14 protein-coding genes are annotated in these 11,550 nt (G+C 60.5%); 7 read left to right on the top strand and 7 right to left on the bottom strand.

Annotated features, from left to right (window positions below; genetic code table 11):
• Positions 1 to 38: 38 nt before the first annotated feature.
• Together HMPREF2526_RS04580 and HMPREF2526_RS04575 are read left to right on the top strand one after the other, a co-directional pair.
• A complete protein-coding gene (locus HMPREF2526_RS04580) occupies positions 39 to 935 on the top strand; it encodes an NAD(P)/FAD-dependent oxidoreductase (RefSeq protein ID WP_070546097.1) in 897 nt (298 codons plus the stop codon).
• Positions 936 to 950: 15 nt separating this feature from the next.
• A complete protein-coding gene (locus tag HMPREF2526_RS04575; RefSeq protein WP_070546095.1) occupies positions 951 to 1,907 on the top strand; it encodes an NAD(P)H-quinone oxidoreductase in 957 nt (318 codons plus the stop codon).
• Here HMPREF2526_RS04575 and HMPREF2526_RS04570 read toward each other — a convergent pair.
• Positions 1,904 to 3,115, bottom strand: coding sequence for an aminotransferase class V-fold PLP-dependent enzyme (locus HMPREF2526_RS04570; RefSeq protein ID WP_049156761.1), 1,212 nt, complete (start codon positions 3,113 to 3,115; stop codon positions 1,904 to 1,906). The two genes, HMPREF2526_RS04575 and HMPREF2526_RS04570, sit on opposite strands and share 4 nt — an antisense overlap.
• Before the next feature lie 195 nt (positions 3,116 to 3,310).
• Between HMPREF2526_RS04570 and HMPREF2526_RS04565 the strand changes: the two genes are divergently transcribed.
• Both HMPREF2526_RS04565 and HMPREF2526_RS04560 read left to right on the top strand, forming a co-directional pair.
• A complete protein-coding gene (locus tag HMPREF2526_RS04565; RefSeq protein WP_049156811.1) occupies positions 3,311 to 4,162 on the top strand; it encodes a galactan export ABC transporter permease subunit Wzm/RfbD in 852 nt (283 codons plus the stop codon).
• A 12-nt stretch (positions 4,163 to 4,174) separates the two neighbouring features.
• Positions 4,175 to 4,972: a galactan export ABC transporter ATP-binding subunit Wzt/RfbE gene (locus HMPREF2526_RS04560; protein WP_010188329.1), complete on the top strand. Its 798-nt coding sequence runs from the start codon at positions 4,175 to 4,177 to the stop codon at positions 4,970 to 4,972.
• On the opposite strand, the gene HMPREF2526_RS04555 is transcribed toward HMPREF2526_RS04560, so the two are convergent.
• Both HMPREF2526_RS04555 and HMPREF2526_RS04550 read right to left on the bottom strand, forming a co-directional pair.
• The gene (locus tag HMPREF2526_RS04555; RefSeq protein ID WP_049156758.1) at positions 4,969 to 5,859 is read right to left on the bottom strand and encodes a Fic family protein; all 891 of its coding nucleotides are present in this window, start codon (positions 5,857 to 5,859) and stop codon (positions 4,969 to 4,971) included. The two genes, HMPREF2526_RS04560 and HMPREF2526_RS04555, sit on opposite strands and share 4 nt — an antisense overlap.
• Before the next feature lie 63 nt (positions 5,860 to 5,922).
• The gene (locus HMPREF2526_RS04550; protein ID WP_239663636.1) at positions 5,923 to 6,573 is read right to left on the bottom strand and encodes a GNAT family N-acetyltransferase; all 651 of its coding nucleotides are present in this window, start codon (positions 6,571 to 6,573) and stop codon (positions 5,923 to 5,925) included.
• On the opposite strand from HMPREF2526_RS04550, the gene HMPREF2526_RS04545 reads away from it, so the two are divergent.
• On the top strand, positions 6,563 to 7,477 hold the full coding sequence (locus HMPREF2526_RS04545) for a galactofuranosyltransferase GlfT1 (protein ID WP_180963921.1): 915 nt from the start codon (positions 6,563 to 6,565) through the stop codon (positions 7,475 to 7,477). The genes HMPREF2526_RS04550 and HMPREF2526_RS04545 overlap by 11 nt on opposite strands.
• Here the strand turns inward: HMPREF2526_RS04545 and HMPREF2526_RS04540 are convergent.
• Genes HMPREF2526_RS04540 through HMPREF2526_RS04525 form a run of 4 tightly spaced genes read right to left on the bottom strand, consistent with a single transcriptional unit; the run spans position 7,474 to position 9,672 of the window.
• Entirely contained in the window at positions 7,474 to 7,929 is a 456-nt protein-coding gene (locus HMPREF2526_RS04540; protein ID WP_046647043.1) for a GtrA family protein, read from the bottom strand. The two genes, HMPREF2526_RS04545 and HMPREF2526_RS04540, sit on opposite strands and share 4 nt — an antisense overlap.
• A 2-nt stretch (positions 7,930 to 7,931) precedes the next feature.
• Entirely contained in the window at positions 7,932 to 8,342 is a 411-nt protein-coding gene (locus HMPREF2526_RS04535; RefSeq protein WP_046647042.1) for a GtrA family protein, read from the bottom strand.
• An 11-nt stretch (positions 8,343 to 8,353) separates the two neighbouring features.
• The gene (locus tag HMPREF2526_RS04530) at positions 8,354 to 9,229 is read right to left on the bottom strand and encodes a plasmid pRiA4b ORF-3 family protein (protein WP_046647041.1); all 876 of its coding nucleotides are present in this window, start codon (positions 9,227 to 9,229) and stop codon (positions 8,354 to 8,356) included.
• Between the two features lie 20 nt (positions 9,230 to 9,249).
• Positions 9,250 to 9,672, bottom strand: a complete 423-nt coding sequence (locus tag HMPREF2526_RS04525) for a hypothetical protein (RefSeq protein WP_070546093.1) — start codon at positions 9,670 to 9,672, stop codon at positions 9,250 to 9,252.
• Positions 9,673 to 9,708: 36 nt separating this feature from the next.
• On the opposite strand from HMPREF2526_RS04525, the gene HMPREF2526_RS04520 reads away from it, so the two are divergent.
• Both HMPREF2526_RS04520 and HMPREF2526_RS04515 read left to right on the top strand, forming a co-directional pair.
• A complete protein-coding gene (locus tag HMPREF2526_RS04520; RefSeq protein WP_070546091.1) occupies positions 9,709 to 9,987 on the top strand; it encodes a hypothetical protein in 279 nt (92 codons plus the stop codon).
• 154 nt (positions 9,988 to 10,141) lie between these two features.
• A complete protein-coding gene (locus HMPREF2526_RS04515; protein WP_070546089.1) occupies positions 10,142 to 11,545 on the top strand; it encodes a decaprenylphosphoryl-beta-D-ribose oxidase in 1,404 nt (467 codons plus the stop codon).
• The last annotated feature ends 5 nt before the right edge of the window (positions 11,546 to 11,550 follow it).

The raw sequence follows: 11,550 nt of genomic DNA, 5'->3' as shown, positions 1-11,550 counted from the left end.
CATTGCCATATAAACCCTCCTCTGGTTTACTCGCGGCCATGCAGACAGTAGATACCCTCATCATCGGCGGTGGCGCGGCCGGCCTGCAGGCAGCCCTAGTCATGGTCCGCGCCCGCCGCAGCGTGCTCATTGTTGATTCCGCCACTCCCCGCAACCGTTTCGCCCATGAAATTCATGGAGTCATTGCCCTCGAGGGCACGCCACCCCTTGAGTTCCAGGAGCGCGGCAAGGAGCAGCTGCGCAACTACGGCGTACAGATCCTAAACGCCACCGTAAAATCCGTCACCGATAATGACCGAACACTCACCGCCACGTTGAGCAACGGTGAGACCGTCGCGGCCCGCTCCATCATCGTCGCCAGCGGCGTGGACGACGTACATCCAAACATCCCGGGCCTGCAAGAAAACTGGGGAAATACGGTCCTCCACTGCCCCTACTGCCACGGATACGAGGTGGCGGACAAGAAGCTCGGCGTGCTCTACATCGGCGAGTTCTCCTTCCACCATGCGGCAACCCTCCGCCAGTGGTCGAAGGACATCACTTTCTTCACCAATGGAATGGAATTCACCGACGAACAGCGCGCGGATCTGACCCGGCGGGGCATTGCGCTTATCGACGGCCCCGTCACCGCCTTCCAGGACGGAAAAGTCCTGGTTGGGAGTACAACCTATGCCGTCGATACACTGTTTTACATGCCCATTCCCCACCCACACGATGACTTCCTCGCTGACCTCAACCTCAAGCGCCACAGCCCACCGGCTGCGATGGGCGGCAGCCTGATCGAGGCTGATCTCACCGGTGCCACCAGCCACCCGCGCGTCTGGGCGGTGGGCAACGTGGTCAATCCAGGCGCACAGGTGGCCATGGCCATGGGCCAGGCCAATGCTGCTGCTATTACGGTCAACGGCTTCCTCGTCGAGGATGATTGGATTTAAGTACGGTGGTGTGGCATGAAAGCCATCATTCAGACCAACCTGGAAGACCCACACTCGCTGGAGTTGGGGGAAACCAATAAACCACAACTCCAAGACGGCGAAGTCCTCGTTAAGGTCAAAGCCGCCGGCGTAAACCGCGCCGACCTGCTCCAGGCCCGCGGGCACTACCCACCGCCGCCGGGCGCTTCGGAGATTATCGGCCTCGAAGTCGCAGGCGAAGTCGTCGACGCAGGCGACACCGACGTCGCGGTTGGCTCCAAGGTCGGCGCACTGCTGGCCGGCGGCGGCTACGCCGAGTATGTGGCCGTGCCGCAGGGCCAGCTGCTGCCCATCCCCAGCGGCTACTCCTTTGCCGAGGCCGCCTCCGTCATCGAGGTGGCCTGCACGGTCTGGTCCAACATTGCTATGGAAGCGAAACTAGAAAAGGGCCAGACCATCCTCATCCACGGCGGCGCGGGTGGCATCGGCACCTTCGCCATCCAGGTGGCGAAGCAACTGGGCGCCACCGTCGCCGTGACGGCTGGCTCGGACGAAAAACTCGAGACCTGCAAGGAACTCGGCGCGGACATCCTCATCAACTACAACGAGCAGGACTTCGCCGAGGAACTGAAGAACCAGTGCGATGTCATCCTCGACATCATGGGCGCGAAGTACCTCAAAAAGAACCTCATCGCGCTAGCCAAGGGTGGCCACATGGTCACCATCGGCATGCAGGGTGGCACGAAGGCCGAGCTCAACATGGGTATTCTGCTTAACAAGCGCCTGACCCTGCAGGGCACCACGCTGCGCTCCCGCTCGTTGGAGGGCAAGGCCGCCATCGTTGCGGACACCGTCAAAAATGTCTGGCCTTGGTTGGAAGACGGCAGCGTCAAGCACCACCTGCATCGCACATTTGCGCTTGCTCGCGCCGCCGAAGCCCACAAAGCCCTCGACTCCGGCGAGGTCACGGGCAAGCTCGTCCTCGAGGTCTAAGCCAAAGACGCGACCACGCGGGTGAGGTGCTCGACGTCGTGATAGGTGCTAAACGGACTCAGCGAAACCGTAACGGCACCGCCAACCTCCTCCACACCCATCTCCGTAAGCAGTGGGGTGTGCGGGGCGATGGTAGTCACCAACCCATTATCGAAGAGGCGGCGGTGGATCACGTCCGCAGGCACATCGCGCACGGCGAAGGTCAGGCGCGGGAGGCGGTCATCGGAGGCGTCGGCTGCCGCTTCCCCCGTCACACCAAGGATGTGGACGGCCGGCAGCGTGCCCAACAAGCTGTAGAGATCCCCGGTGAGATCCTCCATATAGCCGGAGAGAGCTTGCATCGAACGCGTCAGGCGCACGCGGCGCGAACCGCGCTCCCCGCCGGCGAGTTCCGCCACATGATCCACTAGGGGGCCAACGCCACCCGCCAAGCCCGCGGAAACCGGGCCAACGACAAGCTCATCGAGGCGGCGGAACATCGCGGTATCGCGGAAGACCAGCGCTGCCATCTGCGGGCCACCGAGAGCACCCACATCCACGCCGAGGATATCCGCCCCAATCGCATCAAAGTCGAGGAGACGGTAGGGGGCGATCGAGGAGACGTCGACAAGCACCCAGGCGCGCGAGCGCTCATGGACCGTATCAATAATCTCCGACGCCGGCGTGACCGTGCCCAGCAGCTCATGGGCAGCCGAAAAAGCAACAAACCGCGTAGAGCCATCCACCAGATCAGCGTATTGGAACGCCGGCAGCTCGCCCGTGCCCAGGTCTGGCTGTGACCACCGAGTATCGGCGCCCACGTGCGCAAACGGGCGCGTGAGCTCTGGAGAATCAAAACGGGAGAGCACCACCGAGGACTGGCGGCGCAGCAGCGGGCGCAGTGCGACTCCCAGAGATTGATACAGCACCGGCAGGGACGGGCCGAGGATAACGCGGTCTGCCGTCGCACCCGTGAGATCAGCCACGGCTCGGCGCGCGGAAGCATACATGTCTGCCGCGTGGAGCTCCCCGGGGTCGTGATGCGCCGAGTGTGCGCCCACGGCATCCTCCAGAGGCTTCACCGTGGCGGACATTCGGAAAGAACGGGCAACCCCAGAGGCCACGCGTTCTGCAATCTGCGGCGCGGCGTGCGCGTTCAGGTAGGTCCAACCATCGGACAGACCAGTGTAAAGACCTCGCACGCTGGCGACGTCATACTGTTCCGTCATGCTTCAACCCTTCCTCGAATCGTCGGATCGACTCCCTACTCTATACGCCCTACGTAAATCTTTCCTAACCCGAGATTTTCCCAGCTCGCTCGTGTTTTCCCAGGTTAAGGGCGTGTGTGTAGGTTTTTAGCGGATGTGCGCGCTAGGGTGAAGGGCGTGCAAGACAAGAAAAACCTGCGTGACGACGTCGCCCGCATGACCTCCGCGCCTGCACCCGGCGAGGAGCCGGCCTCGCGTTCCATGACCATGTCGGCGGCCTTCGCCGATCTGTTGCAAGGTGCGCGCCAGCGCGAGCTGTGGTTCAAGCTGGGCATCCAAGACATCAAGCAGCGCTACCGCCGCTCGGTACTGGGTCCTTTCTGGATCACCATCGCGACCGGCGTGATGGCCGCGGCCCTAGGCCTGCTGTACTCCATGCTTTTCCAGATCCCGGTTGCAGAATTCCTGCCCCACGTGACCGTGGGCCTGATTATGTGGAACTTCATTTCGGGCGCCATTAAGGAAGGCTCAACGGTCTTCATCGACAACGAGGGCTTGATCAAACAGCTGCCCGCACCACTATCGGTGCACGTCTACCGCTTAGTGTGGCGGCAAACCCTCTTCTTGGGCCACAACCTCATCATCTGGCTGCTGCTCATCATCATCTTCCCTCGCCACCTGGGCTGGGAGTTCTTCCTGTTCATCCCGGCGCTGGCGCTCTTCTTGGTCAACGGCGTGTGGGTCGCCATGTTCTTCGGCATCATCGCCACCCGCTTCCGTGACGTTGCCCCGCTGCTGGAAGCGCTGACCCAGCTACTCTTCTACGTCACGCCTATCGTGTGGATGACCAACACCCTGAAGGAGCAGGGAGGTGCCGTGGCCAGCCGCGCGCGCATCGCTGAGATCAACCCGCTCTATCACTACATGGAGATCATCCGCGCCCCCATGATTGGTGAACCCGTTGCCGGTTATCACTGGCTTATCGTCATCGGCTGCACCGTCGCCGGCCTGCTCATCGCCGGACTGGCCATGCGCCAGTGGCGCTTCCGTGTCTCCTACTGGGTCTAGAAAGGATCGTCCATGGTTTCCATTGATACGTATAACGCTTGCGTGGACTTTCCCATCTTTGATGCCAAATCCCGTTCGCTCAAGAAGGCGATGCTCTCCACGGCCGGTGGCTCCATTGGCAAAAATGACCAGAACGTGGTCATGGTGGAGGCACTCAAAGACATCAACCTCCACCTGCGCGAGGGCGACCGTGTGGGCCTCGTCGGCCACAACGGCGCGGGCAAAACCACTCTGCTGCGCCTGCTGTCCGGCATCTACGAACCTACGCGCGGCGCTGCCGACGTCCGCGGGCGCGTTGCCCCAGTCTTCGACCTCGGCGTGGGCATGGACCCGGAGGTTTCCGGCTATGACAACATCATCATCCGCGGCCTCTTCTTGGGCCAGACCATCAAGCAGATGAAGGCCAAGATGGATGAGATCGCGGAATTCTCTGAGCTGGGTGATTACCTCTCCATGCCGCTGCGCACTTATTCCACCGGTATGCGCGTTCGCCTAGCGCTGGGTGTGGTGACCTCCATCGAGCCGGAGATCCTGCTTCTCGACGAAGGCATCGGCGCCGTCGACGCCGCCTTCATGGCCAAGGCCCGCGTGCGCCTCCAGGACTTGGTGAAGCGCTCCGGCATCCTGGTCTTTGCTTCCCACTCCAATGACTTCTTGGCCCAGCTGTGCGATACCGCCCTATGGATCGACCACGGCCAGATTCGCTCGGTGGGCGAGGTCTCCGAGGTCGTCGGCGAGTACGAAGGCCCAGAGGTGGGCCAGTACGTGCGAGATCTGCGCAAGCGCTTCGATAACGAGGAGAACGTTTAGCCCCTGCTACCTGCCTCGTTGACATATTGCGCGTCAATCATCCACGTTCCGCGCTGTCGGAAGGCGGGAATGGTACCCCGCGCCGCCTTATTGGCGGCGACGGACCCAGAGACACCGTTAACCTTTGCCCATTCCGACAGGCGAATTACCCTCGGCGCGGTCATGAGCGTGATGCGCTTGTGCAAGGACTCGACGAGCTGCTGCGCGATGAGCGTGCTCAGCGCTGAAAAATCACCACTCACCGGGTAGCCACGGAACACTGGGTAGTAGTGGCGCTCTTTTCCTTTGTTCGGAATGATGATGGGTGGCGCCCCTAGCTCTAAGAGTTGTTGATTGATAATGACGCGCCCGATGCGCCCATTACCATCTGAAAAAGGATGGATGGTTTCAAATTCCGCGTGGAACCGCGCGATTCGGTCAACAAAGAAGCTAGTGTCCTCGTAGTATTCGGCAATGGCTGTGTCCACCAGCCTGTCCACGTATTCAGGGTTGGCCCCCATATGAGCGCCCACGCGAACCCACTCTCCCCTTCGACGAAAGCGCCCCGCCCAGTCGTCGTTGATGCCGCGAAGCAACATGCCATGCAGTTTCAGAATGAGGTTTGCATCGAGCTTACCGACGCCCCGAATAAGTTCCTCAGTCACGTCCGCCAGGTTTTTGGCCTCAAAGACTTCCCGCAAATCATGCGCCCTAGTTGTAAGCCCGGCCAGAATGTTCTCGGTGTCCTCCAAAGTCAGCGTGGAATTCTCAATGGCGTTCGAGTTATACACTGACTCGGCCACCTCTGCGCGTGCTATCTCCGCGATGGCCTCGGGGGCGTCCTCCCGCAACGCCGCATACTGATCAAGAAGAGCGTCGATTTTTGAGGTGGTCCGCGCGTTAAGCATGCCAACATTCTACAAGTTTCCGTGAAAATGAGTACAAATTTACTCCGTTTCACGAAATCTCCGTCATAGTGCGAAGTTAATTCCCAACATCGCGCGCAGTTCCTCGGTCATGCCACTGACAGTCACTTCCGGCCCCGGCTGGTAATCCTCTTTGCGCAGCACTGCTTTGTTGCCGTTGATGGTGTAGCCCAGCTTGCGTGATACCGCCTGGGACGCCTCGTTCCCCGGCTCCCACTCCGAGCGCAGCTGGCGCGCGCCCAAGTAATCAAAGCAGAAGACCGCAACGGCGTGACGAATCTGCGTACCAATACCGCGGCCCTGAAGGTGGTGGTAGATCCACGATCCGGTTACAACCTCATGGTTATCGGGAAAATTCTTCGCCCGCAGATCCACCGAGCCGATGATCTCACCATCAAGATGCACTCCGAAGTCGAGCGACCATTCTTCCGGGGACATCTGCGCGCGGTGCGCCCACCGGAAGCTCGGGTCCGGTTTCTCTTTCAGCCAGGGGAACGTGTACTCCGGAAGCGGCTCACCAAATATCGCAGCGGCGCTAACACCGTGGATGGCGGCGATGTCACTATCGCGCAGCACCCGCAAGGTCAGCTCGCCGACCTGTACGGAAATCCCAAAAGGAGCCCACATCTCTTCAATACCTTTTACAGCCATGGCTAGCATCGTATAGCTCAGCACGGGTGGCACAATGGAACGCATGACTGCCACTCTGTCCCAGGCCGGAACGACGGCCGCTGTGATCGTCACCCACCAGCGCGTGGAGCTGCTGCGCGCCTCCCTTGAACAGGTGGTGAACCAAACACACCCGGTGCAGTGGGTCATCGTGGTGGATAACGGTGCGGAACAATCCGTGGAGGATCTCCTCCACGAACTGGCCGGCGAGCGCGGCGTCTATGTGCCTTCCGAAACCAACCTCGGTGGCGCGGGCGGCTTCGCGCTGGGATTCCTCACCGCACTCGCCCTCGGCGCGGACGCAGTGTGGTGCGCTGATGATGATGGCCGCCCCGCCGACCACCACGTGCTGGAGGAGCTCTACCGCGTTGCGGAAAACAACGCACTCCACGAAGTCTCCCCCGCCGTGTGCAATATCAATGAGCCCGCCAAGCTCGCCTTCCCTCTTCGCCAGGGACTGATATGGCGGCGCTACATGAGCGAATTAGAGGGCGACTTTCTGCCCGGTATCGCCTCGCTTTTTAACGGCGCGCTCATCTCCGCCGAGGCCATGGAGATCATCGGCGTGCCAGATTACCGCCTGTTCATCCGTGGTGATGAGGTGGAGTACCACCGCCGCCTGGTCAACTCGGGCTTGAGCTTCGGCACTGCGCTGACCACCAGCTACCTGCACCCGGACGGCTCCGACGAGTTCAAGCCCATCCTCGGTGGCAAAATGCATACGCAATATCCGGAGGGCGAGTTCAAGCGCTTCTTTACCTACCGCAACCGCGGCTACCTTCTGTGGCAGCGCGGCATGCGCAAGCTGCTGCCGCAGGAATTCGCACGTTTTGGCTGGTTTTTCCTGGTCCAGCAACATGACGTGAAGGGCTTTGTAGAGTGGTTACGCCTGCACAACCGTGGCCGCAAGGAAGACTTCCGCAGGCCCTAAAACTCAAAGGACTTGCGCGTGCTGCGGAAAATCACCCAGCGCTGCACAAAAAAGTTGATGAGTGTGGCGGTGCCTTGGGCTATCACGAAAGCCACCGCCAGTGCCCAGGACGAGGGCCAGTCCAGCGTGTGATCAAAGAAGGGAAAGGCCCAGCGATACAACAGAATGTTGATCGCATAGGTCATGGCGTAGGTAGCAAACACGGCAGCGAAGCGGCGCTTCGAGGCCCGCGCGTTGAAGGTCCAGCGCCGGTTCAGCAGATAAGCCACGAAGGTGCCCACAGCAAAGCCAATAGTTCGGGAGCCCACGTCGCCGAATACGCCTAATCCGATTTGGAAGAGCCAGGTCAGGGAGACGTCGATAAGCGCGGCAATGGCTCCCGTAATGGCGAACTTCGCGCCCTGCGCATGCAAGGAGTTCGACTGGGAGAAGCGTTCGGCGCGACCTGCCATAGTTACTTGCCCTTAAAAATGAACACGCGCTGAATGGCGAAGTTAGTCACCGTGGCCACGCCCTGCGCGATGACGAAGGCGATAGTGTCCTTCAGTGCACCCTCAAAGCCCAGACTGATCAGCGGAGCGTTGAGCACCCAATACAGAAAATTCTGCACGGCGAAGGTAGACAGGTACAGCATGCCCACGGCACCGGCGGTACGACCAGACACTTGCGCACCGAAAGTCCAGCGAGCATTGGCCACATACGCGGCGATGGTACCGAAAACCCAACCGATCGCCTTGGCCAGGGAGCGGTGCAGGCCTAGGTACGTCAGGAAGAGGGTGAGGCCATAGTCGATGGCCGCAGTGAAAACACCGACGGAGACAAAGCGCACGAGCTGTGTCTTTAGGGTGGAAGTAGGTTCAGTCACGGCGGAATACTCTACCCGCGGATGAGGGCGCGGTAAATGTCCAGGCGGTCCACGGGTGCGACGGCGTCTTCACCATAGGCGCCGAGGGAGGAAAGAACCTTGAGGGAGGCCGTGCACAGCTCCCGAATCTCAGCACCGCGAAGCTCCTCGCCGTCATCGTCGACCCAGCCTAACGCCGCCATGGCGGTCTCCACCACGGAATCCGTCAGCTCGCGCCCGCCCATACAGGACAGCGCTAGCGCCATCGACCAAAAGGCGTCCTTGCCTTCGTTTGTTACTTCTCGCGGCAGAGTACGCAGCTGGCGGTACGCCCGAGCATCAATGCTGACTTCGCGATGCAAGTCCAAAGCTTGGAGGAGCGGAACGAAGTCATAGAGCCGGGTTCTTTCAATGAGCGCGCGGACGGGACTAACCACAAGATCCAGAACTTCATCAATGGTTTCCTGGCCTGTGAGCTCAGCATTCACGGCGGTGAGATCAAACGGTGTCTGAAAAGATCCGGAGCCGCCCACGCACAGAGCCTCCGGCGTGCCGTTATCGCGCGGATAGGTCTCCACCACGACTATCTCGAAATCCCACAGCCCCCAGGCATAATCAATCTGCTCGCCTTCGCGGCTTAAGAATTCGCGCACGGTATGGCTCGGATCGATTCGTTGGCCGCGGGCATCGGTATGTTCAAAAAAGTGCCACGGCGAATCCTCTTGAGGCAGTCCGAAGCAGACCTCGAGAATATGATGAAGCTCTTCCAGCGTGAGTGCGTCCGAGAAACCAATCTGGCGGTGCACCTCAGCTTCCGCGCGGACGTTGGACACCTGACACAGCAGGGTTCGAGCAGAATCACCACGTTTGGCGCGGACCTGCGCCAAATCTGTGACCTGTGAGCTCATGTGCCCCACCATACGCACTTTTAGTTTCGAGCGGCGTTCTCGCGTGCTTCGAGCTCGCTGAGGATGAACACGATGGCGGCCCCGATTCCACCCCACACCGTCCACGGTTTTGCCACGCCGCGGCGGCGGATAAAGCCAACGATTCCCCGCTGTGCCTTAATCCCCAACCAGCCGCCAACCACAAGCGCACCAAGGCCAACCGGAAGCGCCCACAGCGGCACCTCCGGCTTCTCCGGTTCCGGTTGCCCCTCGTGGCTCTCGGCATTAGTAATGGCCACGAGTGCACCAAAACCTAAGAAAGACAGGACATAGGCGAAAACAAGCGCAGTCTTGTTCTTGATCCAATCTGGATAAGAAGTCATGATCGCCACGGCTGCGGCTTGGGTGATGCGTCCGGCAAGGGTGTCATCCAGCGCATAATTATCTTGCTTGGGAGAAGTCATACCGCCCCACTTTAGGCGGGCGGTAGGCTACCGTGCATGTACTCCTCTAAAAAAGAGCACCTCACCCCAGCACAGCGAGCAGCGCAAGATGAGCGCGCCGAGGAAGACAAGCGCCACGGCCACTTTCTGGCGACAGAACACACGTCGCTACCGCTCAATGGTTTTATGACGCGGCTCATCGCCGAGGAACTGCCCATCCTTGACTCCACCTCGCGCGGCCGTGTCTATGAAATCCTGCGGTCTTATCAAGGCCCCGAGATCACCTCCCAGGATGAACTTCCCGAGGAAATCCGGCAGATCATGGATCTGTACTAGCCATAAACAGGACCGAAACCCACACAATCGGACAGCACAAATGTTCCGTTTGCTTGGCTTTTGTACCTAATCTCACGTTTTCACTGACGCCACAGGCACTGCCTCCTAGGTAGTGTAGAAAACCGACCCATCACATCGATTTAAAGAGTAAGAGATGGAACTGCATACTACTGAGAAGTCCCTCTACGGTTGGGGCCGCACGGCGGCGACAACCGCCCATGTTTTATCCACCCCGGACGTCGACGTCATTAAGACTGCCGTCGCCCAGGTGGCCGAGGATAACGCTGATAAGCCTTCCCACCTGCGCCGCGGCGTCATCGCCCGCGGTATGGGCCGCTCCTACGGTGACCCCGCGCAGAACGCCGGCGGCCTCGTCATCGACATGCAACCGCTCAACAACATCCACTCCATCGACCCGGAGTCGGGCATCGTCGACGTCGACGGTGGCGTCACCCTCGACCAGCTCATGAAGGCTGCCCTGCCCTATGGGCTGTGGGTTCCAGTTCTGCCGGGCACCCGCCAGGTCACCATCGGTGGTGCTATCGGCCCGGATATCCACGGCAAGAACCACCACTCCGCCGGTTCTTTCGGTGACCACGTCGCCTCGATGGAGCTGCTCGTGGCAGACGGCCGCGTGCTGCACCTGACCCCGGAAGGTGAAAACAGCGATCTTTTCTGGGCCACCGTCGGCGGCATGGGCCTGACCGGCATCATCCTGCGCGCCAAGATCAAGATGACGAAGACGGAAACCGCCTACTTCATCGCGGATACCGACCGCACGGATAACCTCGAGGAAACCATCGCCTTCCACTCCGATGGATCGGAGCACAATTACACCTATTCCTCCGCGTGGTTCGACGTCATCTCCCCAGAGCCGAAACTGGGCCGCTCCACCATTTCCCGCGGCTCCCTGGCCACGCTAGAGCAGCTGGAGGAGCTGAACCCGAAGCTGGCGAAAGATCCGCTGAAGTTCAATGCCCCGCAGCTGATGACCGTTCCGGATATCTTCCCGAACTTCACCATGAACAAGCTCTCGCTCATGGCTATCGGCGAGGCCTACTACCTCATGGGCGCCCCGGCCCGTAACCAGGTCAAGAACCTCACGCAGTTCTACCAGCCGCTGGATCTCATCGGCGAGTGGAACCGCGGCTACGGCTCCAACGGCTTCCTGCAGTACCAGTTCGTGGTGCCGACCGACGCCGTCGAGCCCTTCAAGGACATCATCCGGGACATGCAGCGCTCCGGCCACTACTCCGCGCTCAACGTGTTCAAGCTCTTCGGCCCGGGTAACAAGGCCCCGCTGTCCTACCCGATGCCGGGCTGGAATGTCTGCGTAGACTTCCCCATCAAGCCGGGCCTGGGCACCTTCCTCGACGATCTGGACAAGCGCGTCATGGAATTTGGTGGCCGCCTCTACCTGGCCAAGGAGTCCCGCACCTCGGCGGAGAACTTCCACAAGATGTACCCGGGCCTCGAGGGATGGCTCAAGACCCGCAACAACATCGACCCGACCGGCGTCTTCGCCTCCGATATGTCCCGCCGCCTCGAGCTGCACTAGAAAGG

Source organism: Corynebacterium sp. HMSC070E08 (assembly GCF_001808895.1).
In the GTDB taxonomy this organism is placed as follows: domain Bacteria; phylum Actinomycetota; class Actinomycetes; order Mycobacteriales; family Mycobacteriaceae; genus Corynebacterium; species Corynebacterium hiratae.
Note: the sequence above shows the minus strand (reverse complement) of the source record. Positions and strands in the feature narration are given on the sequence as shown.

Excerpts from the sequence above, each read along its gene's own strand:
- HMPREF2526_RS04580 (WP_070546097.1), top strand. The coding sequence starts at position 39 with ATGCAGACAGTAGATACCCTCATCATCGGCGGTGGCGCGGCCGGCCTG.
- HMPREF2526_RS04575 (WP_070546095.1), top strand. The coding sequence starts at position 951 with ATGAAAGCCATCATTCAGACCAACCTGGAAGACCCACACTCGCTGGAG.
- HMPREF2526_RS04570 (WP_049156761.1), bottom strand. The coding sequence starts at position 3,115 with ATGACGGAACAGTATGACGTCGCCAGCGTGCGAGGTCTTTACACTGGT.
- HMPREF2526_RS04565 (WP_049156811.1), top strand. The coding sequence starts at position 3,311 with ATGACCTCCGCGCCTGCACCCGGCGAGGAGCCGGCCTCGCGTTCCATG.
- HMPREF2526_RS04560 (WP_010188329.1), top strand. The coding sequence starts at position 4,175 with ATGGTTTCCATTGATACGTATAACGCTTGCGTGGACTTTCCCATCTTT.
- HMPREF2526_RS04555 (WP_049156758.1), bottom strand. The coding sequence starts at position 5,859 with ATGCTTAACGCGCGGACCACCTCAAAAATCGACGCTCTTCTTGATCAG.
- HMPREF2526_RS04545 (WP_180963921.1), top strand. The coding sequence starts at position 6,563 with ATGGAACGCATGACTGCCACTCTGTCCCAGGCCGGAACGACGGCCGCT.
- HMPREF2526_RS04550 (WP_239663636.1), bottom strand. The coding sequence starts at position 6,573 with ATGCGTTCCATTGTGCCACCCGTGCTGAGCTATACGATGCTAGCCATG.
- HMPREF2526_RS04540 (WP_046647043.1), bottom strand. The coding sequence starts at position 7,929 with ATGGCAGGTCGCGCCGAACGCTTCTCCCAGTCGAACTCCTTGCATGCG.
- HMPREF2526_RS04530 (WP_046647041.1), bottom strand. The coding sequence starts at position 9,229 with ATGAGCTCACAGGTCACAGATTTGGCGCAGGTCCGCGCCAAACGTGGT.
- HMPREF2526_RS04525 (WP_070546093.1), bottom strand. The coding sequence starts at position 9,672 with ATGACTTCTCCCAAGCAAGATAATTATGCGCTGGATGACACCCTTGCC.
- HMPREF2526_RS04520 (WP_070546091.1), top strand. The coding sequence starts at position 9,709 with ATGTACTCCTCTAAAAAAGAGCACCTCACCCCAGCACAGCGAGCAGCG.
- HMPREF2526_RS04515 (WP_070546089.1), top strand. The coding sequence starts at position 10,142 with ATGGAACTGCATACTACTGAGAAGTCCCTCTACGGTTGGGGCCGCACG.